23 protein-coding genes and 1 riboswitch are annotated in these 22,690 nt (G+C 63.1%); of the genes, 18 read left to right on the top strand and 5 right to left on the bottom strand.

Annotated features, from left to right (window positions below; translation table 11 throughout):
• Nucleotides 1-15 precede the first annotated feature (15 nt).
• The 5 genes from cobT (at nt 16) to EKO19_RS12195 (ending at nt 3,543) form a co-directional block, all read left to right on the top strand.
• Nucleotides 16-1,026, top strand: a complete 1,011-nt coding sequence (cobT, locus tag EKO19_RS12215; RefSeq protein ID WP_129776686.1) for a nicotinate-nucleotide--dimethylbenzimidazole phosphoribosyltransferase — start codon at nt 16-18, stop codon at nt 1,024-1,026.
• Complete coding sequence (locus EKO19_RS12210) at nt 1,023-1,817, top strand: adenosylcobinamide-GDP ribazoletransferase (protein WP_217705282.1); 795 nt, start codon at nt 1,023-1,025, stop codon at nt 1,815-1,817. The genes cobT and EKO19_RS12210 overlap by 4 nt, the downstream gene beginning before the upstream one ends.
• Complete coding sequence (gene cobC / locus EKO19_RS12205; RefSeq protein ID WP_157995230.1) at nt 1,802-2,335, top strand: alpha-ribazole phosphatase; 534 nt, start codon at nt 1,802-1,804, stop codon at nt 2,333-2,335. The genes EKO19_RS12210 and cobC overlap by 16 nt, the downstream gene beginning before the upstream one ends.
• 90 nt (nt 2,336-2,425) lie before the next feature.
• On the top strand, nt 2,426-2,893 hold the full coding sequence (locus EKO19_RS12200; protein WP_217705281.1) for a sigma-70 family RNA polymerase sigma factor: 468 nt from the start codon (nt 2,426-2,428) through the stop codon (nt 2,891-2,893).
• Entirely contained in the window at nt 2,890-3,543 is a 654-nt protein-coding gene (locus tag EKO19_RS12195; protein WP_129776683.1) for a DUF3379 family protein, read from the top strand. The genes EKO19_RS12200 and EKO19_RS12195 overlap by 4 nt, the downstream gene beginning before the upstream one ends.
• Nucleotides 3,544-3,628: 85 nt before the next feature.
• On the opposite strand, the gene bufA2 is transcribed toward EKO19_RS12195, so the two are convergent.
• Nucleotides 3,629-3,880, bottom strand: a complete 252-nt coding sequence (bufA2, locus tag EKO19_RS12190; protein ID WP_129776682.1) for a BufA2 family periplasmic bufferin-type metallophore — start codon at nt 3,878-3,880, stop codon at nt 3,629-3,631.
• A gap of 172 nt (nt 3,881-4,052) precedes the next feature.
• Between bufA2 and EKO19_RS12185 the strand changes: the two genes are divergently transcribed.
• From EKO19_RS12185 to EKO19_RS12145, 9 genes are all read left to right on the top strand, one after another.
• Nucleotides 4,053-4,526, top strand: a complete 474-nt coding sequence (locus tag EKO19_RS12185; RefSeq protein ID WP_129776681.1) for a DoxX family protein — start codon at nt 4,053-4,055, stop codon at nt 4,524-4,526.
• Between the two features lie 21 nt (nt 4,527-4,547).
• Nucleotides 4,548-4,749, top strand: a riboswitch (cobalamin riboswitch).
• A 120-nt stretch (nt 4,750-4,869) separates the two neighbouring features.
• Nucleotides 4,870-6,801 (top strand): TonB-dependent receptor plug domain-containing protein, encoded by a 1,932-nt coding sequence (locus EKO19_RS12180; RefSeq protein WP_129776680.1) that lies wholly within the window; start codon nt 4,870-4,872, stop codon nt 6,799-6,801.
• Nucleotides 6,801-7,841, top strand: coding sequence for a threonine-phosphate decarboxylase CobD (gene cobD / locus EKO19_RS12175; protein ID WP_129776679.1), 1,041 nt, complete (start codon nt 6,801-6,803; stop codon nt 7,839-7,841). The genes EKO19_RS12180 and cobD overlap by 1 nt, the downstream gene beginning before the upstream one ends.
• Nucleotides 7,838-8,467 carry a cob(I)yrinic acid a,c-diamide adenosyltransferase gene (cobO, locus tag EKO19_RS12170; protein ID WP_129776678.1) on the top strand — a complete coding sequence of 210 codons (630 nt, stop codon included), beginning with the start codon at nt 7,838-7,840 and terminating at the stop codon, nt 8,465-8,467. Before cobD ends, cobO begins: the two co-directional genes overlap by 4 nt.
• On the top strand, nt 8,464-9,330 hold the full coding sequence (locus EKO19_RS12165) for an ABC transporter substrate-binding protein (protein ID WP_217705280.1): 867 nt from the start codon (nt 8,464-8,466) through the stop codon (nt 9,328-9,330). Before cobO ends, EKO19_RS12165 begins: the two co-directional genes overlap by 4 nt.
• A complete protein-coding gene (locus EKO19_RS12160; protein ID WP_129776677.1) occupies nt 9,327-10,304 on the top strand; it encodes a FecCD family ABC transporter permease in 978 nt (325 codons plus the stop codon). The genes EKO19_RS12165 and EKO19_RS12160 overlap by 4 nt, the downstream gene beginning before the upstream one ends.
• Nucleotides 10,301-11,092: an ABC transporter ATP-binding protein gene (locus EKO19_RS12155; protein WP_129776676.1), complete on the top strand. Its 792-nt coding sequence runs from the start codon at nt 10,301-10,303 to the stop codon at nt 11,090-11,092. Before EKO19_RS12160 ends, EKO19_RS12155 begins: the two co-directional genes overlap by 4 nt.
• Nucleotides 11,093-11,096: 4 nt before the next feature.
• Nucleotides 11,097-12,041 (top strand): adenosylcobinamide-phosphate synthase CbiB, encoded by a 945-nt coding sequence (cbiB, locus tag EKO19_RS12150; RefSeq protein ID WP_129776675.1) that lies wholly within the window; start codon nt 11,097-11,099, stop codon nt 12,039-12,041.
• A gap of 67 nt (nt 12,042-12,108) precedes the next feature.
• Complete coding sequence (locus EKO19_RS12145) at nt 12,109-13,590, top strand: cobyric acid synthase (protein WP_129776674.1); 1,482 nt, start codon at nt 12,109-12,111, stop codon at nt 13,588-13,590.
• On the opposite strand, the gene EKO19_RS12140 is transcribed toward EKO19_RS12145, so the two are convergent.
• Both EKO19_RS12140 and EKO19_RS12135 read right to left on the bottom strand, forming a co-directional pair.
• Complete coding sequence (locus EKO19_RS12140; protein ID WP_129776673.1) at nt 13,587-14,282, bottom strand: hypothetical protein; 696 nt, start codon at nt 14,280-14,282, stop codon at nt 13,587-13,589. The two genes, EKO19_RS12145 and EKO19_RS12140, sit on opposite strands and share 4 nt — an antisense overlap.
• Nucleotides 14,269-14,814: a MarR family transcriptional regulator gene (locus EKO19_RS12135; RefSeq protein WP_217705278.1), complete on the bottom strand. Its 546-nt coding sequence runs from the start codon at nt 14,812-14,814 to the stop codon at nt 14,269-14,271. Before EKO19_RS12135 ends, EKO19_RS12140 begins: the two co-directional genes overlap by 14 nt.
• A gap of 276 nt (nt 14,815-15,090) precedes the next feature.
• Between EKO19_RS12135 and EKO19_RS12130 the strand changes: the two genes are divergently transcribed.
• Nucleotides 15,091-15,663 carry a cob(I)yrinic acid a,c-diamide adenosyltransferase gene (locus tag EKO19_RS12130; protein WP_129776672.1) on the top strand — a complete coding sequence of 191 codons (573 nt, stop codon included), beginning with the start codon at nt 15,091-15,093 and terminating at the stop codon, nt 15,661-15,663.
• On the opposite strand, the gene EKO19_RS12125 is transcribed toward EKO19_RS12130, so the two are convergent.
• Together EKO19_RS12125 and ypfJ are read right to left on the bottom strand one after the other, a co-directional pair.
• Nucleotides 15,641-17,278 (bottom strand): hypothetical protein, encoded by a 1,638-nt coding sequence (locus EKO19_RS12125; RefSeq protein ID WP_129776671.1) that lies wholly within the window; start codon nt 17,276-17,278, stop codon nt 15,641-15,643. The two genes, EKO19_RS12130 and EKO19_RS12125, sit on opposite strands and share 23 nt — an antisense overlap.
• A gap of 63 nt (nt 17,279-17,341) precedes the next feature.
• A complete protein-coding gene (ypfJ, locus tag EKO19_RS12120; protein ID WP_129776670.1) occupies nt 17,342-18,190 on the bottom strand; it encodes a KPN_02809 family neutral zinc metallopeptidase in 849 nt (282 codons plus the stop codon).
• Between the two features lie 166 nt (nt 18,191-18,356).
• Here ypfJ and EKO19_RS38255 point away from each other — a divergent pair, with 166 nt between their 5' ends.
• The 3 genes from EKO19_RS38255 to EKO19_RS12105 all read left to right on the top strand — a co-directional run bounded on the left by EKO19_RS38255 (nt 18,357) and on the right by EKO19_RS12105 (nt 22,681).
• Nucleotides 18,357-18,866: an RNA polymerase sigma factor gene (locus tag EKO19_RS38255; RefSeq protein ID WP_157995229.1), complete on the top strand. Its 510-nt coding sequence runs from the start codon at nt 18,357-18,359 to the stop codon at nt 18,864-18,866.
• Nucleotides 18,867-18,874: 8 nt separating this feature from the next.
• Nucleotides 18,875-19,957 (top strand): FecR family protein, encoded by a 1,083-nt coding sequence (locus EKO19_RS12110; protein ID WP_129776668.1) that lies wholly within the window; start codon nt 18,875-18,877, stop codon nt 19,955-19,957.
• 84 nt (nt 19,958-20,041) lie between these two features.
• Nucleotides 20,042-22,681 (top strand): TonB-dependent receptor, encoded by a 2,640-nt coding sequence (locus EKO19_RS12105; RefSeq protein WP_129776667.1) that lies wholly within the window; start codon nt 20,042-20,044, stop codon nt 22,679-22,681.
• Nucleotides 22,682-22,690: the final 9 nt, after the last annotated feature.

Here is a 22,690-nt window from a genome sequence, read left to right as displayed (position 1 = left end):
CGTTCAGATGCCGCCATGATAACCAACGCCACCTTGCAACGCCGCCTCGATACTCGCACCAAGCCCCAGGGCTCGCTGGGCGCGTTGGAAACGTTGGCCGTTCGTATCGGCCTGGCGCTCGACACCGACACCCCGGCATTCCGCGCGCCGCAAATGTTTGTATTCGCCGGCGACCATGGCATCGCCACCGATGGCGTCAGCGCCTACCCACAAGCCGTCACCGCTCAGATGCTGCTCAACTATCTGCAAGGCGGCGCGGCCATCAATGTGCTCGCACGTCAGCACGACATCGCGTTGCGCGTCGTCGATGCGGGGGTGGCCAGTGACATCGGCGAACATTCCGGGCTCCTCGCCCGCGCTGTTGCCCGGAGCACTCGAAACTTTCGCGTCGAGCCGGCGATGACCCAAGCTCAATGCACGCAAGCGCTCGATACGGGGCGCGCGCTGGCGCAGGCAGCGTTGAGCGAAGGCTCCAACGCACTGCTGTTTGGCGAGATGGGGATCGGCAACACGGCCAGCGCATCGATGCTGCTGCATCGTCGGACCGGCTGGTCGTTGGAAGACTGTGTCGGTCGCGGCACGGGGCTCGACGATATCGGACTGGCTCGCAAGCGCGACCGGTTGGCGGCAGCATCCGCGCGCCGTCCGGAAAAACTCACGCCCGCCGAAACGATCGCGGAGTACGGCGGATTCGAGCTGGCGATGATCACCGGCGCCTTGCTCGCCACTGCCGATGCGAAATGTATTGCCGTGATCGACGGCTTCGCGGTGACCGTCGCGGCGCTGCTTGCCATCGAAGTCGACCCTCGCGTTCGCGCTCGCTGCATCTTCAGTCATTGCTCGGCGGAACATGCCCATCGCAAGTTGCTGGCCCATCTCGATGTGAAGCCGCTGCTCGATCTGGGCATGCGCCTCGGTGAAGGCACGGGCGCCGCGATGGCGTGGCCCATCATCGACGCCGCTGCTCGATTGCTGACGGAAATGGCCAGCTTCGAATCGGCCGGAGTGGACGACAAGGCCACATGAGCACCGAAGCTCAAACCGCGCGCCCGTCTCGCTTGATCGCCGAGCTGCGAATGCTGCTCATGGCGGTTCAGTACTTCACGCGCGTGCCCATGCCCGCGTGGGTTGGTCACTCCGCCGAGCACTTGAGCGGCACGGCGCGTTACTTCCCAGCAGTTGGCGTGCTGATTGGAGCGGTCGGCGCGCTGGTGTTGTGGCTGACCAGCCTGGTGCTGCCCGGGCCGTTGCCGGTCATCATCAGCACGGCCTTCACCGTGCTCATGACAGGTGCGTTCCACGAAGACGGTCTCGCGGATACGTTCGACGGATTGGGCGGTGGCGCGACCCGCGAGCGCGCGCTCGAAATCATGAAGGACTCACGACTCGGCACGTTCGGCACGGCCGCGCTCGTGCTCGTGTTACTCATCAAGATCGCCGCATTGAGCGCGCTGCCCGTGACGATTGCGATTGCTGTGTTGATCGCCGGCCACGCATTCTCTCGCGCTTGCGCCGTGACGCTGCTGTTTGCCAGCAATTACGTTGGCAATCCAGACCAGTCACGCGCCAAAGTCGTCGCGCAGCCCATGAGTCATGGCGAGCTTTTGTTTGCAATCGTCATCGGCGCTGCACCGATGTACTGGTGTGGGCTGCACGCGCTCGCCGGCGTAGTTTGCTCGCTGATCGTCCTGTATGTGCTGGCACGCTGGTTCATGCAACGGCTCGGCGGTTTCACCGGCGACACGCTGGGCGCCACGCAACAGCTCACCGAGATCGCCTTCTATCTGGCCGTACTCGCGTCGTGGAACTCTATCTGATTCGTCACACCGCGCCGGCGGTGGCTGCCGGCGTGTGTTACGGCCAGACCGATGTGCCGCTCGCGGACACTGCGGAGCGGGACATTCAAGCCGCGCTGACGCCCTTACCCAAGTTCGATAGGATCTATTCGAGCCCGGCGCAGCGCTGTGCCCGCCTGGCGCAGGCGTTGGCACAAAGAGACGACTGTGCCGTGACACTGGCGCCCGAGTTGCAGGAACTGCACTTCGGTCAATGGGAGCAATTGCCGTGGGCCCGGATTCCGCGAGAACATAGCGACCCATGGGCGGCGGACACCTGGAATCTGGCGCCGCCCGGCGGAGAAACAGAACAAGCCCTATGGACCCGAGTCGACAGCTGGTATCGCACGGCGTTGTCGCCGTCAGTCTCCCGCTGCGCCATCGTCGCGCACGGCGGCTCGTTGCGCGTACTGCGATGTTTGATTCTCAGGCTGCCCGCCGAGGAGCGCTGGTCCTGGACCCTGAAGTGGGGCGAACACGCACGCCTGGTGCCGGCCTGAAGCGCTCTGCAATAAACCCGCGCCTGCCCCGGTCTACTCCCAATGAACGCTAATAGTGCTCGTGAACGCGGGCGCTTCGAGGCGCTGTGCATGCCATTCCGGGCCGACGTGTTTCGGTTCGTGTACTGGCTTTGCCGAGACCGGGCTTTGGCGGAGGACGTGGTGCAGGAGACGCTGTTGCGCGCCTGGCGCTCTCTCGACTCATTGGGAGACGAGCAGGCCGCGCGCCCGTGGCTGCTCACCATTGCGCGACGGGAGCTGGCACGAGTGTTCGAGCGCAAGAGGCTGCCGATGGTGGATCTGGACCTCGCCAACGAGGCCGAGCCCGAGTCGCTGGCTGTCAACGATCAGCATGAAGTCGAGGAGATGCGACGCGCGATTCTGAAACTGGACGTGATTCACCGTGAGCCGCTGGTACTCCAGGTGTTGTTGGGCTATTCCACCGAGGAAATCGCCCAGCACCTGGAAATCAGTGTCGCGGCGGTACTGACACGTCTATTTCGTGCGCGACAGGTCTTGCGCCAGCAGTTGCTGGGTGCGGAGGGCTCGCGGCCATGAACTGCGAAGAACTGCGCACGATCCTCGGCGCCGAGCCCGACTCGACCAACCCCGACGTCCTGAAGCACATCGAAACCTGTCCGGAATGCGCCAGCTACCGCCAGCAAATGCAGGCGATGGATCGCTTGATCTATCGCGCACTGGCCGTCGACGCGCCGGCTGAAAAGCGCGCTCCTCAACAGTCACGTGTGTGGCGCATGGCTGCGAGCGTGCTCGTCGCTGTGTTCATCGGTGCAATGTCGTTGTGGTTGCTGACGCCGAGACAGAGCTTCGCCGCGGAAGCCATCGCTCACGTCCAACATGAGCAATTCTCGCTGGTGCGTACTTCGGAAACGGTCGATCAGCAGGCACTGGAAAAAGTACTGGCCGCCAACAGGCTGAAACTGAAGCCCGGTGCGGCACGAGTGTCGTACGCGCGGAGCTGCCCGTTCCGGGGTCAACGAGTGCCGCACCTGGTCGTGCAAACCGAACAAGGGCCGGTGACGGCGCTGGTCGTCACGGACGCGCCGACGCAGGGGCGCGAACATATCGATGAGAAAGGGTTTCAGGGTGAAATCATTCCGGCACCGCGCGGCGTGATCGTCGTGCTGGGACAGAACGTGCCGGTGGATGCAGTGGCGAAGACGCTGCTGAGCGCGCTGGAATACTGAGCCCACAAATGCACAGCGGCGCCTGCGCGCCGCTGTGACAAAGAATCGCGGAATGCCGGCAGCGCAAGGCCGCCGGCCATCGCAATCACTTCTTCATCTTGGCCTTGGCCGCATCGCAGTCGGCCTTGCTCAGCAGCAAATAGCCGTGGCCTTTGCACTTGTTCTGGCCCTGGCAGGCATTGGTCGCGGTGCTGCAAGCGGACGTGCCTTTGCACGAATTGACGCCTTCGCATTTCACCTTGGCTTCGTCCGCCGCGTTCGCGGTGGTGGCGACACTGGTGAACAGCAGTGCCGCGGCGGCAGCCAAAGCGGCGCGAGTGGCTTTCTGTGTGCTCATGCTTCTCTCCTGAATCTGATTTCTCGAGCGTTGAAACGGATCGTCATCGATGCCGCGAACAGCATCTTGCCCACTAGACCGGGGCCGGCGCCATCGCATTACATGCAAACGGAGTAATAAGCGCCGGCTGCGACCGGTCCTGTGGCTGACAACCAAGAATCGGGAGCTGCCCATGCTTAGCGACGCCTTGATGGACCCGAAGAGCGCACTCGCCCGCCTGCTCGACCACCTGCAGGCCCCCTTCGCACTCGCCTCGCGGGTCTATGTGAGCTGGGTATTTCTCAAGAGCGGCTATCTCAAGCTGTCGGACTGGGACCAGACGGTCGCGCTGTTCGAGTACGAATATCACGTGCCGGTGCTGTCCCCGCACCTGGCCGCCATCGCCGGGACCGCCGGCGAGCTGCTGTTTCCGATGCTACTCATACTCGGTCTATTTGGCCGGATCAGCGCACTCGGCCTGCAGGCCGTCAACGTGCTGGCGGTCGTCTCCTATGCGCACGTGCTGTTCCAGGAAGGGTTCGCGGCCGCCATCGGCCAGCATTATCTGTGGGGTTATATCCTGCTGGTGCTGACGGTGTACGGCCCGGGTGCCTGGTCGCTGGACCACCAGCTGCGCGCCCGACGCAAGAATTCGTCCGACACTTGACGAAGGCTCGCCCAAACTTCATCCTCGCGCCGCGCGACAAGTTCCCCGCAAGGGGATTCAAAGGGAACTCGGGTGTGAAACCCGGGCTGCCCCCGCAACTGTAAGTGGTTCGCCGCGCGTCAAAGACCACTGGCGTCCGCCCCCTTGGGATGGGCTACGCCGGGAAGGTGACGCGAGGACTTCAGCCATCAGCCAGGAGACCTGCTTGCCGCCGTCGTCCATCGATCGGCCGGGGTGCCGCCGAGAGAACGGGAGTTTTCCCTGTAGAGGCGACCGGTGCATGGGTCGCGACGCGTTTTGAAGTTGCAGCCCGTGCGGTTTGTAACTCTCCGCGGAGCCTTCTGTGCACACCCAATCCGTCTGCCGTCCGTCTTCTCGTCTTCTCGCCGCGTCCGCGGCGCTGTTGTTACATCCGGCGTTGTCCGCGCTGGCCGCCGACGCCAGCGATGGCGTCGAGGATGTGATCGTCAGCGCCAATCGAATTTCGCAGGAAACATCGCAGGTCGGCGATTCAGTCACCGTGATCACCGCCAAAGAGCAGCGCCGGAGTCAGAAGACCGCGGTGTCCGATCTGCTCGCGGTAACGCCGGGCATTGCCGTCGCTCGCAACGGTGGTTTGGGCGGCACCACGACCGTGCGCATCCGCGGCGCTGAAAGCCATCAGACCGTCGTGCTCATCGATGGCGTCAAGCTCAACGATCCCTCATCGGCCAGCGGCGAATTCAACTTCGCCGATCTGATCACCACCGACTTCGCACAGATCGAAGTGTTGCGGGGTCCACAGTCCACGCTGTGGGGCAGCCAGGCCATCGGCGGCGTCATCAACATCGTGACGCCGGTGCCTGAAGGCCCGCTGTCCGCGATGTACTCCGTCGAGGGCGGCACTCATGACACAGCGATCGTCCGCGGCAACGTGCAGGCCGGCGGCGACTGTTTCGCCTGGCGTGTCGGCGGCAACTATGTGACCAGCGACGGCATCTCCGCCTATGCGCTCGGCACCGAACCGGACAGCTATCGCAACGTCGGCTTCAACGCTCGCGGCATCCTGCACATCACGGACAATATCACCGCTGAAGTGCGCTCGACCTGGAGTGACGGCCGTTCGGAATTCGACGGCTTCCCGCTGCGCGACACTCCGGACTACGGAGTCACTGAAGAATTGACGACGTACACCGGCGTAACCCTCGGTGCGTTCGACGGCCGCCTGCAGAATCGCATCGGCTTCGCTTACACGGATACGGATCGCCAGGACACCGACCCGTCATCGACGGTGCCCAAGACGTTCGATGCCGAAGGCAGCAACAAGCGCTGGGAATATCAGGGCACGCTGCGGATCACGGACCGCGTGAGCACCATCGTCGGCCTGGAGTCGGAACGCTCCGAGCTGAGCACGGCTTCGCCGTCGACGTTCGATCCGAATCCCGTCCCGCTGACCGGCGAAGTGCAGATCGACAGCGCCTACGCGCAAGTCAACGTGACCCCAATCGACACGTTGTCGTTGAGCGCCGGCGTTCGCTATGACGATCACGACACGTTCGGCAGCCACACGACGACGCGCGCGTCGGCCGCATGGTCGGTCACGCCGTCCACCATCCTGCGCGCCAGCTTCGGCGAAGGTTTCAAAGCGCCGACGCTGTATCAGCTGTACAGCGAGTACGGCAATCTCGACCTCAACGCCGAAGAGGCCGAGAGCTGGGACGCCGGTGTCGAGCAACATTTCTTCGACAAGAAGCTGGTGGTCTCCGCGACTTATTTCGATCGCGACACCAAGAACATGATCGACTTCGTGTCCTGCGACTTCGGCGATACCTCGCCGCTCTGCCAGGGACGCTTCGGTTATTACGACAACTTCCAGAAGACCAACGCGCATGGCGTGGAGCTGGCCGTGGCGGCGCGCCTGACCGAACAGCTGACGTTGACGGCGAACTACACGAACATGGATGCGGAGAACACCGCGCGGGGCGCGACGACTTTCGGTCGCACTCTGCCGCGCCGGCCGGATGAAACCGCCAATGCGCAGCTGAGCTACGAATGGCCGGTGGGTTTGACCACCACGGTCGCCGTTCAGCACGCCAGCCGCGCCTTCGACACCATCGCCAATACTTTCGTGCTCGACAGCTACACGCTGTGCGACTTCCGTGCGTCGTATGCGGTCAGCGATTCGATGGAAGTGTATGGCCGCATCGAGAATGCTTTCGACGAGGAATATCAGACCGCGAGGAACTACGGCACGCTCGGCCGCACCTTCTACGCGGGCCTCCGACAGAGCTTCTAATGAAAGGTGGCGCTGACATCGCCGCCGGTCGCTTTGCTCATCACGGCGGCCGGCTCTGTGTCGCACGCGCGCTGTTTCCGGATGTGACACAGCCGTGGATCGATTTGTCCACGGGCATCAATCCTTCGTCATATCCCGCGCCGCGAGCTTCGGCTCGCGAGCGCAATCGGCTGCCCGAACCCACCGATCTGGCAAAGCTCGAGGCTACAGCCGCGGCGGCGTTCGGCGTCGATGATCCGGCGAGAGTGGTCGCGACCGGCGGAACAGAGAACGTGCTGAGGCTGCTGCCGTATCTATTGAATGTGGCGTCCGCAGTGATCGCCGGACCAACATACGGTTCACATGCCGATGCGTGGACGCGCGCAGGCATCGGAACAAACGTCGTCGCCGACGCGGAGTTGACGACGCGTGCCGCCGCGAAAACCGCGATGACGGTCGTCACTCCCAACAACCCGGATGGGCGGGTGATGAGCCGTGAGCGACTGTTGTCGCTGCACGGTACCTTGCACGCAAACAACGGCCTGTTGATCGTCGACGAGGCCTTCGCCGATCTGGAACCACAACTCAGCGTCGCCGGACTCGCCGGCACCAGTCGCGCACCGCGAATGATGGTGCTGCGTTCGTTTGGAAAGTTTTATGGACTGGCCGGCATACGACTCGGATTCGTCATCGCCTCGACCAGTATCGCCACTCGGCTACGTCACTTGCTGGGCGACTGGCCCGTCTCTGCCGATGCTCTATGCGCCGGCCTGGCCGCTTATGCGGACGAAGCCTGGGCCGCGAGGACACGCCTGCGCCTGCATCGCGCCGCGCAGCGACTCGACAAGTTGCTGGTCAGTGGCGGCATGACGATCGTCGGCGGCACCTCGCTTTATCGACTGGCCCGTGCGCCGGATGCCCGCGCCAGATTCACCCAACTCGCCTCCCGAGGCATTCTCGCCCGGCCGTTCGACTACGACAGCACCCTGCTGCGTTTCGGCCTGCCGCTTGCTGCAAACGACTGGCGGCGCGTGGCCAACGCGCTGAAGATGCAACCATGACCACGACGACCGACGGACAGTCCGAAGCCGAGAAAGACCGCCAGCACGCCGAAGAGATGAAGCTGCGCCAGGCCGAGCGTCGCGCCGAACGCGCCACCAAGAAAGAGCGCGGCGGCCTGCTGCTCATTCTCACCGGCCCCGGCAAGGGCAAATCCTCCAGCGCCTTCGGCATGGTGGCCCGCGCGCTCGGCTGGGACATGCGCGTCGGCATCGTGCAGTTCATCAAGGGCAAGTGGCAGACCGGCGAGCATCATTTCTTCCGCCGCTTCCCCGACCTGCTGAGCTTCGAGGTGATGGGCGAAGGCTTCACCTGGGACGTGCAGGACCGGCAGCGCGACATCGCCGCCGCCCAGAAAGCCTGGCAGCGCAGCTGTGAGCTGATCCTCGATCCCGACTACGATTTCGTGCTGCTCGACGAGTTGAACATCGCCATTCGCAACGACTACGTCAGCATCGACGAGGTGGTCGGCTTTCTGAAGAACCGGCCGCGCGACAAGCACATCTGTATCACCGGCCGCGACGCGAAGCCGGAGCTGATGGAGATTGCCGATCTGGTCACCGAGATGACGCTGATCAAACATCCATACGACGCCGGCTTCAAACCCCAGCGCGGAGTGGAATTTTGAAACGCTGGCTCGCACCGCTGCTCGCCGCGCTCTGCCTCGCGCCCGCCGCGCAGGCCGAGGAGCCGCCGCATCATCCGATGCGTATCGTCTCGCTGAACATGTGCGTCGACAGCATCCTCGTGGAGCTGGTCTCGCACGATCGAATCGTGGCGTTGAGTCATTACGCGCGCGATCCACAGCGATCGACGATTTCGGAAGCCGCACGACATCTGCCGATCACTTATGAAACCGCCGAGGAAGTGGTCGCGCTTCGGCCGGATCTCGTGCTCACGAGCCGTCATTCAGCCATCGCCACTCGGAATGCGCTGAAGCGAGTGGGCATCCATTTCGAGCTGTTCGGTGTTCCGGATACCGTCGAAGAGAGCTTCGCGCAGATCAGAACCGTCGCCCGTCTGCTCGGCGCGGAGCCTGAGGGTGAAGCGATGATCGCGCGCATTCAGGCCGCGCTGGACGCTGCCCGCCTGCCGCCGAATGAGCCGCCGTTGACTGCTGCGGTTTATCAGCCGGGAGGTCTGTCTGCCGGCGCGGATACGGTGGCCGGAGAGTTGATGGAGCTCACCGGACTCAGAAACATCGCCGCGCGTTATGGCGTCGAGCAGTATCGTCCGCTGCCGTTGGAAGTATTGTTGTCATCGCCGCCGGATGTGTTACTGGTCGGCGAAACGTCGCCCGGTGCACCGATGCAGGAAGAAAAGATCGTGCGTCATCGGGCTTTGCGAGCACTGGAGTCTCAAATGACTCGCGCTGTATTTCCAGCGCGCCTGTTGTACTGCGCCGGGCCGACGATGGTTCCCGCGGTCGCGGCGCTCGTGCAGGCCCGTGAAGCAGCGCTCGCCGCACGACGAAACAGGAGCACCTTGTGATCTCACGTCGATGGGCCATTCCCGCGCTGTCGGCGCTGGTCGTCGTCCTCTGGCTGCTGTCGATCGCCGTCGGCCGCGTGACCCTGAGTTGGGATGTGTGGCAGGCACAGGACACCATCAGCCGCGTGATTCTGCTCGAGTTGCGCCTGCCTCGCGCCATTCTCGGCGTGCTGGTCGGCGCCTCGCTGGGTCTTGCGGGCGCAGCGATGCAAGGTTATTTGCGAAACGCGCTCGCCGAGCCTGGCACCTTGGGAGTATCGGCGATGGCGGCGCTCGGCGCGGTGCTGAGCATCTTCTTCAACATCGCCGGCCTGCATCCCTGGGTGCTGCCGATTTGCGGCGTCATCGGCGGCATGACCGCGATGGCCGCGTTGTTCATTTTGTCCGGCATGGCGGCCAGCGTACTGACGCTGGTGCTCTCCGGCATCATCCTCAGCGCGCTCGCCATTGCCGGCATCTCGCTGGCGTTGTCGTTGTCGCCCAGCCCGTGGGCGTCCCAGGAAATCGTGCGCTGGATGCTGGGCGGACTCACCGATCGAAGTTTCGATGAGCTGACCATCGCCGCGCCATTGATCGTCGTCGGCTGCATCGCCGTGCTCGGCTGTCGTCGCGCACTGGACGCGCTGACGCTCGGCGAATCGGGCGCGCGCTCGCTCGGCATCGATTTGAATCGTGCGCAGTGGCAACTGGCGTTCGGCATCGGGCTGATCGTCGGTGGCAGCACGGCGGTGACCGGGGTGATCGGCTTCGTCGGATTGATCGTGCCGCATCTGATGCGTCCGCTGGTCGGCTCGCGTCCGGGTGCATTGCTGGTTCCCAGCGCCATCGGTGGCGCGGCTCTGGTACTCGCAGGCGATATTGTCGTGCGGCTGCTTCCCGGCGGGTCTGAGCTCGAGCTCGGTGTAGTGATGTCACTGATCGGCGCGCCCTTCTTCTTCGTGCTGCTGCACTCCATGCGACGCAAGCTCACATGACGCGCCCTAGCACTCTGAAGATCAGCGGACTACAGTTTCGACGGGGCAGCCGCGTCGTGTTGGATGCCATCGATCTGCAATTGCAGTCAGGCGCCATCACCGCGGTGCTCGGCCCGAACGGGGCCGGCAAGTCCACGCTGTTGTCGTGCATCGTCGGCCTGCTTCGGCCGGAGCGCGGCGCGGTCGAACTGGATGGAACATCGCTCTATTCCATGGCAGCCATGCAACGTGCGCGTCACATCGCCTTCCTGCCCCAGACCCCCGAGATCGCCTGGGCGGTCGACGTGCAAACGTTGGTTGGGCTCGGCCGCATTCCGTTTCATGGCCTCAGCAGCGACGAAGAAGATCGCGCTGCTGTCGCACGGGCCATGGCTAAAACCGAAGTCACGCAATGGTCGGATCGCACCGTTACCACGCTATCGGGTGGTGAGCGCGCTCGCGTGCTGCTGGCTCGGGTGCTGGCCGGAGAGTCGGACTGGATTCTGGCGGACGAGCCGTTCACCGGTCTCGATCCGTCACATCAGTTCGAAGCAGCGGAGTTGTTGCGCGCGGCGGCCGATCAAGGCGGCGGCGTGGTGTTGACCATTCACGATCTCACGCTGGCGGCGAGAATCGCCGACCGCGTGGTCATCATCAACGGCGGTCGCATCGTTGCGGACGGTCCGCCCCGAGAAGCACTGGCGCCGCAGATCCTGCGCGATGTTTATAACATCGACGCGCGGTGGATCGACGGCGCCGACGGTACGCCGCCAACCATCGCCATCCACGGGCGCGCGAGCCGGAGTTAGCGCCATGTTCGATCCCTGGCTGCTGGTCGCCGCGCTCGTCGTCGAAGCCTGCGTCGGCTACCCGCACGCCATCTATCGAGCGATTCGTCATCCCGTCGTTTGGATCGGTGTCGCCCTCGCCGCGCTGGAGCGCCGGTTGAACCGGCCGGAGCTGGGCGATCTGACGCGTCGGATGCTGGGTGTCGTCACCGTCGTCATTGTGACGGGTGGCGCGGCTGGCGTTGGCTATCTCGTCCAGCGCCTGGCCGGTGGCGTTTCTTTCGGTGCCGCTCTGGTTGCTTTGGTGGCCAGCACCGGTTTGGCCCAGCACAGTTTGTACACTCACGTTCGCGCGGTGCTTCTGCCTTTGACCGACGGCGATTTGGTTGCCGCACGGCGTGAGGTTGCACAGATCGTTGGTCGTGATACGGCGTCGCTGAATGAATCCGATGTGGCTGGCGCGGCGCTGGAAAGCCTCGCGGAGAGTTTCAACGACGGCATCGTCGCGCCGGCGTTCTGGTTGTTCGTTGGCGGCCTGCCCGGACTGTTTGCCTATAAAGCACTGAACACCGCCGACAGTTTGATCGGCCATCGCGAACCGCGGTGGCGAATGTTCGGTTGGTTCGCAGCACGCACCGACGATCTCGTGAATCTCATTCCCGCCCGGCTCGCGGGCGCGCTGCTCGCCATCGCGGGCGGCGGCGGCTTGTTGGTCATGTGGCGAGATGCGCCGAAACATGCGTCGCCCAACGCGGGCTGGCCGGAAGCTGCGATGGCAGGCGCGTTACGCATTCGACTGGGCGGGCCGACGGCTTACGACGGCGTCATGCATGAACGGCCGATCTTCGGCGCAGGCTCGTCGCCGACGGTCGACGATCTCAAGCGTGGCTTGCGGATCTATGTGATCGCGTGCGGCCTGTTGTGGCTCGCCGCTTTGGCGGTGGGATTTGCCATGGGAACGAACGATTGATGACTTCGCCTCGCGATAGCAGCGAACGGCTGATGCCCGCGGCATTCCCACTCGGAGCGCACGGCTGATGCCAGCGATCATGATTCAAGGCTGCGGCTCGGACGTCGGCAAATCCCTGCTGGTCGCCGGGTTGTGCCGCCTGTTCACCAATCGCGGCCTGACCGTGCGGCCGTTCAAGCCGCAGAACATGTCGAACAATGCCGCCGTGACGCCGGATGGCGGCGAGATCGGCCGCTCGACGGCGCTGCAGGCCCTCGCCTGCCGGACACCGCCGACGGTCGATATGAATCCTGTGTTGTTGAAGCCGCAAAGCGATATCGGCTCGCAGCTGATCGTTCGCGGTCGTCGCCAGGGTGTCATGCAGGCCAGTGCGCATGGGCGTGACAAACGGCAGCTGTTGCAGATCGCGGTGGAAAGTTTCCGCCGACTGCAAGATGAGTCGCAGCTCGTGATCGTCGAAGGCGCCGGCAGCCCTGCCGAAACAAACTTACGAACCCATGACATCGCGAACATGGGATTCGCGCATGCCGCCGATGTGCCTGTCGTGCTGGTCGGCGATATCGACCGCGGGCATGTGATTGCTTCGCTGGTCGGCGCGCATGCAGTGCTCGACGAGGCGGATCGGGCTCGCATTCGCGGGTTCATCATCAACAAGTTTCGAGGCGATGCGAGTTTGTTCGATGACGGGCTGAGGACGATCGAGGGGCGCACCGGATGGCAGCGACTCGGTGTCGTGCCTTGGCTGCATCATGCTGGCGCGCTGCCGGCGGAGGACGCCATGCAGCTCGATCAGTCGGGCGTTGCGCCTTCGAGCACGGGCGAGCGAGGCCGCATTCGCATCGTCATTCCCCGGCTGCCTCACATCGCGAACTTCGACGACTTCGATCCGCTGCGCGGGGAGGAACAGGTCGAGCTGATGTTCATTCCGCCGGGTCAGCCGCTGCCGCTCGATGCGACACTGATCATTCTTCCCGGCAGCAAGGCGACCATCGCCGACCTCGAATTCTTCCGTTCGCAAGGCTGGGACATCGACCTGCTCGCTCACGTCCGCCGTGGCGGCCGCGTGCTCGGCATTTGCGCCGGCTATCAAATGCTCGGCAACGTCGTGCTCGATCCGCAGCGGATCGAAGGCCACCTGGATTCCACCCGCGGCCTCGGCCTGCTCGACATCACCACCACCATGACCGGCGACAAACAACTCCGCGCCATCACCGGCACGGACCTCGTCACCGATTCCGCGATCAGCGGCTACGAAATGCACCTCGGCCTCTCCACCGGCCCCGCCGCCGCTTCGAGCCCCTTCATCCGCTTCGACAACGGCACCACCGATGGCGCTGTCTCCCCCGACACCCGCATCCTCGGCTGCCACATCCACGGCCTCTTCCACTCCCCCACCTTCCGCTCAGCTTTCCTTGCACGCCTGGGCGCGCAATCCAACAACGAGGACTACGCTCATAGGGTGGAACAAGCACTCGACTGCGTGGCGCGGCAGATCGAGCTGTCGCTGGATATCGATGGGCTCGAGAAAGTCGCGAAGCTCGCGACCTAACTGGCGATTGCCTGAATTCGTTCGTAAACCAATTGCACCCGGTCGGCCTGGTCGTCACCAGATGCAATCAACCCTGGCAAATAGTCGGCGAACAGCGGCGTCTCCAACAAAGCAGTGCAGCGTTGAGCGAGATACTCACGCAACTCGCGCGGGCTCATCGCAATTTCATTCAGCAGACTGGGCCTGCCATCAATGACATTGACGATATCTTCCAAATCGTGACTGGCGAGCAGATCGCCAGCGCCGCGGTCCGCATGCGCTTCAAATTTCGTTGCGACGAAGACCGGCGCGGCAATCAACCGGATCTCATGGCCATTGGGAAGTTTGAAAGACTGCGCGCTGCTCACGGCCAGTGGATACCACCGATTCGAGAAACCGAGAATGCCCGGGTCGGTGGGCATCACATCGACTTCCAGTCCTCGATAACGCCAGCGGCAGATCGGCGCGTCGGCAGTCATGTCTCGTTTGAAGCCCAGCGCGGAAAGATCCTTTTCGAGCCCGTGATATGCAGACAGCGCCGACACAGACACGACGAGATCGACATCCAGCGTGGCTCGCACTGGCGCCGCAGCCTCATCTGTTATGAGCAGGCCGACCGCGCAACCGCCCACGAACACGACTTGCTCGCGCAATGAGCCAAGCGCGTGAGCGACCAATTGCAGCTTCGCGACATTCGGGTCACGCAGCGCCACTGAAATATTTCTCCAATAGCTTCTGCGCGGCCGCGCGCTCGCGCGCCTGACCGGAGCGATATGCATCGAACAGCGCAAGGACGGCGTAAAGATCCGCGTCCCTCGGCGCCGCTTCGGGAATGGTCGGATATAGCGGAGCCAGACTGACACCTCGCGCCTTGCCGCTGCTGTGAGCCCAAACCGGGATCGGGTCGGCGGACGCAGCGATGACACTCTTCAGTGGCTCGGCCGCATAGGCAGTGGGTACACCGCGCCCCACCCGACCGAGCACTGCTGGGAAAGCGTATCGGGCGCCTCCGAGCACAAACTCTTTGAGCTGCGGCCTCAGAACCGACGGCCGCCCCTCACGAATGACTGCCAGTCCGGCAGCGACAGCCCGCTTCAAAGATGCATGCACCGCCGATACCGCCAAGCCGGTGCGATCCGCCAGTCGGGCATAGGTGGGTCGATCTTCGGCACTGGTAAGCAGCGCCAGCAGGACGTACAGATCCTGCGGTTTCAACACCAGCTGCTGGGTGCTCCGTCGCGCCATATTCTTGATTCTTGAATTGAGAATGCCGGCTCCGTCAGCGACCCTAGCAGGCTTCCGAGCTGAGTCAATATTCTCAATTCAAGAATAAAGAATACGGCTTGCCAATTTGTACATAACTAATTGATTTAATTTATAATTATTTGATAGATTCATCAGAAAATTTTTGTCACTTCTGGAAAATTTAGCAGGCTGCCGAGCGCGCTCCGTCCGAGCAGTCGACAATCCCGCCCGATCCGGGCAAGGTTAGCTTTTCGACTCCTACTGACGAGCACCGACATGGGCCACCGCCTCTCGAAAATCTACACACGCACCGGGGATGACGGCACGACCGGATTGGGCGACGGTTCGCGGGTTGAGAAGACGCATGCGCGGATCGAGGCGTATGGGACGGTGGATGAGGCGAACAGTGCGATCGGGATGATTCTGGCGGTGCCCAACCTGCCGGCGGAGGTGGCGACGGCGCTGACCCGGATTCAGCATGAGTTGTTCGATCTGGGGGGGGAGCTGGCGGTGCCGGGGTATCGGGTGATCACGGCGGCGCATATCGATGGGCTGGAGGACACGTTGGATAAGTTCAACGAGCCGCTGCCGCCGTTGAAGGAATTCATTCTGCCCGGCGGTGGACCGGCCGCATCGACCTGTCACCTGGCGCGCGCCATCACGCGCAGAGCGGAACGCTGTTCATGGGCGGCGTCGAAGCAGGAAGAGATCGCGCCGGAAGTGACGCGTTACTTGAATCGGCTGTCCGATCTGCTGTTCGTCATCGCACGAGTGCTGGCGCGGCACGAGAACGGCCAGGAAGTGCTGTGGAAGAAGACGACGCCGGTCAATTCAAAGCCAGCACGCTAATCAGATCGTCCTTGGGCGTGAGCCGCAGGGTGATCTCCTGCTCCAGCTCACGCGACACCACGAGCGTCGCCTCGAAGCGGTTCACCATCACGGGCCGCACCGTGGCGCCGCCGGGTCGATGAGTCAGCATGAAGCTGTGATAAGCGCCCGCATGCATCGCCGCGAACTGCACCAGGATGTTGATGCCATCCGCCTCGTCATTGATGCGCTCGTCACAAATGACCAGGAACGCCTGATCCGCCGGCACCGAAGCAAACGCGCCGGCACTGCGCAGCTCGCTCAAGAAATTTGAGATCTGCCGCGACACGCGCATCCAGGTGCTCGCCGTATTGGGCGATCCCGAGCACCAACGAGTGCCGCGCTCGATCGCGTTGACGACGAACAGCGAAAACCGCCGCTGCGCCAGATAAGACCAATCCGACGACGCACTCGCGCCGCAGGCCAAGGTCCGCAACGCAGGCCATTCGCGATCGGGGTTGCGCACCGACTGCAACACATTGACGCCCATGGCCGCGAGCAACCACCGGTCGGAGCTGTTTACTTCCCTGGCGAGCTTGGCACTGGACCGTAGCATCGGTTCCGGCTCGCGCTCAGTCACCGCCGCCGCAACCGCCTCGCCCGAGCGTGACAACAATCCTGCCACCGCCCCGCCATTGCCAAACACTTCGACCCGCCCCCGCAACCGATCCATCGCCGAGATCCGGGGAAAGAACAGCAGCGCGTTATCACTGCGGAAGTCGAGCGCCTTGAGCGAACGAATCGCCTCGGACGTGCTTTCCCAGGACGACGGCGGATCGACGATCAGCATCGCCCGCTTGTCCCGGCAGAACCGGGTCGCAACCAGCAACGCGCTCACGCCCACATCGATGACCCGCGCGAGCGGCGGGATATAGACGAACGCCAGGTCGTCGACATTTTCCAAAGCAAACAAACCCGTGCAGCGGGCCGCCGAACCGATGACGTCATAGTCGGTGATGGGCTTGCCATCGTCGCCATCGGGATTGGAGCTCACATAGCCCACCGGCAGATTGGTGCCCGGCATGAGCGTGCGATCGGGTCGCAGCATCGGCACACTGCCGCGCACGCGCATCAGGTCCGACTCCAACAACACCGAAGTCACATACCGGGGCGACTGCGGATCCACCGACAGCGCGCGGAACGTTTCCTGTTCCTCGACCCGTTCGGAGCCCGGCGAGCGCACCCGTTGAATGACCAGATTGAAGGTCTGCTCTTCGCCGCTCTCGATGTTGTCGTAGTCGATCGAAGCTCGCAGAAACTCACGAGTGCCGGGCGCCCGCGCTTCCAACCGCAAGGTCTCGCGGCCGCATTTCAAAGATAAAGTCACCGGCGCAGCCGCATTCGCGACTCGAACGATCACTGCCTGGCGACCGCCCTGCTCGAAGAAATGCTCGACCGCGTAGGAAAGGGGGCTCGGCTGCCACAAGCCGCCGAAGTGCTGCTGAAAGTCCGCGAAGCTGCGGACGATGATGGGTTGATGCAGCGGGCCGCGAAGGGTGCGTCCGACAAACGCGGTCAGTTGCGCGCTGGCGCGTGCAATGGGTTGCTCCGCACTCGACGTTGCCGCGAACTGGATACCAGCGAGCTGCTCCCGCACCGTACCTCCCCAGGTGTGTGCGGAGCCTAAGTTATCATAGCTATTGACAGGCGATACAACTGTTTACAGCTGTTTCGTACCGAAAGTATCACAAGCGTCCAGCTGACCGCTCTCCAGACCGCGTTTGAACCATCGCACGCGCTGTTCGGAGCTGCCATGAGTGAACGACTCGGGCGCCACATAGCCGCGCGCCTGTTTCTGCAACCGGTCATCGCCGATGGCGGCCGCGGCATTCAAACCTTCCTCGATATCGCCTTGCTCGAGCAGCTGACGGGAACGATCGGCGTTGTGTGCCCAGATGCCGGCGAAACAATCGGCCTGCAGTTCCTGCCGCACCGACAAAGCATTCGCTTCGGCCTGGCTGGCCCGCTGCCGCGCCGCCATGTTCTGTTCGGAAATGCCCAGCAGCGTTTGCACGTGGTGCCCGATCTCATGCGCGACCACATACGCCTGCGCGAAATCGCCGGGTGCACCGAAGCGGCTCTGCAGTTCCTGATAGAACGACAGATCGATATAGACCTTGTGATCGCCGGGGCAATAGAACGGCCCGACCGCCGCCTCGGCAAACCCGCAAGCGGACTGAACCGCGCCGGAGAACAGCACCAGTTTCGGCTGTTCATAGGTGCGTCCCATGCCCTTGAAGATGTCGCCCCATGTTTCTTCGGTGTCGGCCAGCACCACGCCGACGAATTCGCGCAGCTGCGCTTCCTCGGGACTCTCCTGATACGGCCCCTCTTCGGCAGTGGGCGTCGAGGGTTGCACCCCTTGCAGCACCACCGACGGGTCCTGGCCGAAGTAGATGGCGATCAGCGCCAGCACGATGGTGCCGATGCCAATGCCACCGGCCCGTCCGAAACGGACGCCGCGCCGATCCTCGATGTTCGAGCTGCCTTGCCGACCTTGCCAACGCATGACGTCACCCCAGGCGGTATTCGTGTCCGCAGAGCTTATACGGACCGGAGCCTCAATGGTTCCTCCCGCGCTACTATTCCGGTACCCGATTTTCGGGTTGGCTCCCTCATATCATCAACGCGCTCATACCGTGCGGAGTCCCCGAGGGCAGACGGATCCCGGATCGATGGCAAAAGACACTTCCCACCGCTTTGTCCGCCAGGTGGTGGCCGAGATCGGCACGGATCTGGTCCGCTATCTCAGGCGGCGCGTCCGGCCGGGGACGGACGCACGCGACGTGGCGCAAGAAGCGTACGTGCGTCTGATGCGTCTGGATCGCAAGGATCTGATCCGCGACCCCGAGCCGTATCTGTTCCGCCTGGCCACGAACCTGATTCACGAACTCGAGCTCAAACGGGGCAACGACGATGCTCGATTGATGCGCTGGACACGGGAGCACGACGAGCCCGAGCTCCCCGCGGAGGTGCAGGCGGATGCCCCGACTTTGCGCAACCGCATCGACCAGGCGCTGCGGCAGCTCAATCCGACCTGTCGCGCCGTGCTGATTTTTCACCGCCGCGACGGGATGACCTATGACGAAATCGCGGCTCGTCTGGGGATTTCTTCCAGCATGGTGAAGAAATATCTGGCCACGGCCCTGCGCCACTGCCGCAGCCAGCTGCGGGATCTGATTTAGGAGGGTGCATGGACAGTACGCCTCGTCTCGATGAACATCTTGCCGGCGAAGCCTCCGAATGGTTCGCACGCCTGCGTGGGGCCGATGGCGACACGCCTGAGGTCCGCGCGCAATTCAGTGAGTGGTTGCTTCGCTCACCGCTCCACGTCCGGGAATACCTTGCTGTTTCGCGCGTGTGGTCCGACTCGATGCCGGCGCCGGAAGGCGAATACTCAGTTGCGGCGCTGGAAGCCGCTGCGCTCGCCGAGCTCGAGAGCAAAGGTGCAGGGAAGGTGGTCGCGCTCAGTCCGGACAGTCACGCGCAATTGCCTCGACGTGAACTGCCGCGCTCGCGCATTTTGTCGCGTCCGATTGCGGCCGTAATCGCGACGCTGACGTTGGGACTTTCCATCTGGTTGCTCGCGGATCGGTTCTCCGGTTCCTATATACAAACGGGAATCGGCGAGTTGCGCAGCGTGACGTTGACCGATGGCTCGGTGGTGGACATCAACACCAGCTCGGCAATTCGCATCGACGTCGACGGGCCACGCAGAGCGGTGTCGCTGTTGCGTGGCGAGGCCAGATTCAAAGTCGCGAAAGATCCGCGCAGGCCATTCATCGTTATCGCGCCTCAGGCCACGGTGCGTGCGGTCGGCACCGTATTCAACGTTCGAGCCCAGAGCACGCGAACGGCAGTAGCCGTGCTCGAAGGCAGGGTCGAAGTTCGGGAAACGAGCTCATCGACGCCGACGACGCAATCACCACCGTCCGCCTCGGTCGATCGCACCGGTGCCGCTTTGATCCTGAGCGCCGGACAGCTCGCGGCCGTTACCGATCGAGGCGAGATTCTTCCCGGCTCGGGGCCTTCGCTGGATCGTGTCTCGGCGTGGACCGAGCGCCGTCTCGTGTTCAGAAATGAAACGCTCGCGGAGGTGGTCGCGGAATTCAATCGCTACAACCGGCGTGTGATTCGCATCGACGATCCTGTGCTCGCCGACATGCGCATCAACGGCACCTTCGATTCCAGCGATCGTCAGTCCTTCATCGAGTATCTGCAACAACTCGAAGGCGTTCGCGCCAGGGAGCAAGGCGATGCCACCGTGCTCTACTGAAGGTGCCCGTATTTCGATTCGGCTCCCTCTTTCGGATGAACAACACAAATGTGACGTCAATTCGTCACACATCCGGGAGGCCTCGTGTCCAATCGCAGTCTGGTTCGCACCTTCGTGCGCGCTTCGCTCCTTCTAAGCACCGTCGCTGTATTCAACAGCGCGCTGGCGATCGCCGGAGGGCTGCCGCGCGCACTTCCGCCGCAACCTCTGGCAGATGCGCTCGATGACTTCGCGAAGATGACGGGCATACAACTCGTCTATCGAGCGGAGCTCGCCGTCGGCCTGTCATCGCATGGCGTGCAAGCAGGAGCATCCGCGGAAGAGGCCTTGCAGAATCTGCTGCAAGACACCGGGCTCACCTACGTTTACGTGAACGAGCGAACGATTTCGATACGCCGGATGGACGCAACCAACAAACCTTCGCGGGAGAAAGCTTCGACGGGGGCAAGGTTGCCGGAGCCGGCAGAACTCACATTCTGGAATCGGTTGCGACTCGCGCAGGCGAGCGATGTCGCCGAGCCCCGCGCGGAAGAATCCGTCGACGCATCGAAGCCCACCGCCAGCTCTGTCGATGAAGTTGTAGTGACGGGCAGCCATATCCGCGGCGTGACACCTGCCGCGTCGCTAATCGTCCTGGATCGGCAAGCCATCCAGGCGACAGGCTACACAGCCGTCGGCGATGTCATCCGCACCATCCCGCAAAACTACGGTGGCGGCAGCAATCCCGCGCTGATGACCAACTCCGCGCCGAATCAGTTACAACAACCCTCGGGTGGATCGGCTCCCAATCTGTTCGGGCTTGGCCCGACCTCCACGTTGACACTCGTGAACGGGCGGCGTCTGCCGGAAGGCAACGGCGGCGCGGTCGACATAACGCCCATTCCGCTGGAGGTCATCGAGCGCATCGAGGTCGTTCCGGACGGCAGCTCCGCGGTCTACGGATCGGATGCCGTTGCGGGCGTGGTCAACATCATCCTGAAACAGGACTTCGACGGCGCAGTGACCAGCGGGATCGTGGGTGGTGCAACCCAGGGCGGCGCCTTCGAAACGGGCTTCAGCCAGCTGGTCGGTACTTCATGGCAGGGCGGCGGTGTCATCTTCGACTACAGCTATTCGCATCAAGGCGATGTGCAGTCGGATCAACGCGACTTCACGCTCGAAGCGCCGAGACCGGACACGCTGCTGCCAGCGTCGAATCGAAACTCGTTCTTCGGATCTGCGCATCAGGACATCAGTGCTGCCGTATCTGTGTTCGCCGAGGGTTACTACACCGATCGGTGGGTGAGGTCGCAGATCACATCGTATGTGGGCGCCACTCCATACACGACAACCGCGCAGGTGAAGCAGCACTATGTGACGATCGGCGCGAACCTGGACTTCTCGGAGTCCTGGCACGGCACGCTCTTCGCCACGGATTCCAAACATTCCACCGATCAACTCCAGGTCCCGATCGATTTCGAATATGCCTATAGCGGCGAATCGCGCACTTTCGAAGCCAATGCGGATGGAGCGTTGCTGACCCTGCCGACTGGCGTCGCGCGTCTGGCCGTGGGCGGCGGTCACCGGCGCGATACGTACTATCAAGATGCCACGGCCGATGGCGACAGAACGGTGTCGTACGCGTTCGGCGAGTTGCATGTTCCGCTGGTGACGCCGATGAGCCGGCCCGGCCTGAATCGCCTGGACCTGAGTGTCAGCGGCCGCTTCGAGCACTATTCCGATTTCGGCGACAGCACGGTGCCGAAAGTCGGCCTGGTGTATGAGCCGACGTCGGACCTGACGTTGCGCGGCTCGTGGGGCCGGTCGTTTCACGCACCGCTGCTGGACGACACATTGGCGCCGGAATTCCTGGTGATGAATCGGCTCCCCGACGACCAATCGGCCACCGGCACTTCGTACAATCTGATTCGATTGATCGGCAATCCGGATCTGGATCCGCAAACGGCGCGCACCTGGTCCGCGGGCCTCGATTATTCCCCCAGCGCCCTGCCCCCGCTGCACATGGCCCTGGGTTATTTCAGCATCCGCTACAGTCACGTCATCAAGAATCTCGCGTCTTATCGCACGGCGCTGGTGAACCCGGCCGATGCACCGCTGGTCACCCGGAACCCATCGACGGAGTTGCAGCAGGAGGTACTGAACAACGCCGGCACCTTCATCAACTACACAGGGTTGCCTTACGACCCTTCCCTCATCGCGGCGATCGTCGACGCACGACCGAACAATGCCGCGTATCAGAACGCGTCCGGTGTGAACGCAAGCGTCGAGTATTCCACGGCACTCGGCAGCGGTACGCTCACGTCGTTCGTCAACGGCATGTATCTAAAATTGCGCCAGCGCCTGACGAGCGCATCGCCGGTGGAGGAGCTTGCCGGCACCGTGTTCGCGCCTCCGCATGTTCGCGCGCGGTTGGGCGCAACTTGGATGCTGGGTTCCTGGTCATTCACCGGCGCGGCGAACTACGTCGGTGGTTCGGACAATATCTACGAACCCAGCGCACCGCATGTTTCATCCTGGACCACGCTGGATGCCCAGATGGCCTACGAGAGTCCTGGCGATGGCGCGCTGGGCCGCTTCAGCGTCGTGTTGTCCGGTCAGAACATTCTCGATCGGGATCCGCCGTTCGTGCTGTTCACCTCGGGCTATCCGGGACTCAATTACGACTCCACGAATGCCAGCCCGCTCGGGCGCTTCGTCAGCCTGAAACTCACCAAATCGTTCTGAGGTAAGGAT

The organism is Peristeroidobacter soli (assembly GCF_004138485.1).
GTDB lineage: Bacteria > Pseudomonadota > Gammaproteobacteria > Steroidobacterales > Steroidobacteraceae > Steroidobacter > Steroidobacter soli.
Note: the sequence above shows the minus strand (reverse complement) of the source record. Positions and strands in the feature narration are given on the sequence as shown.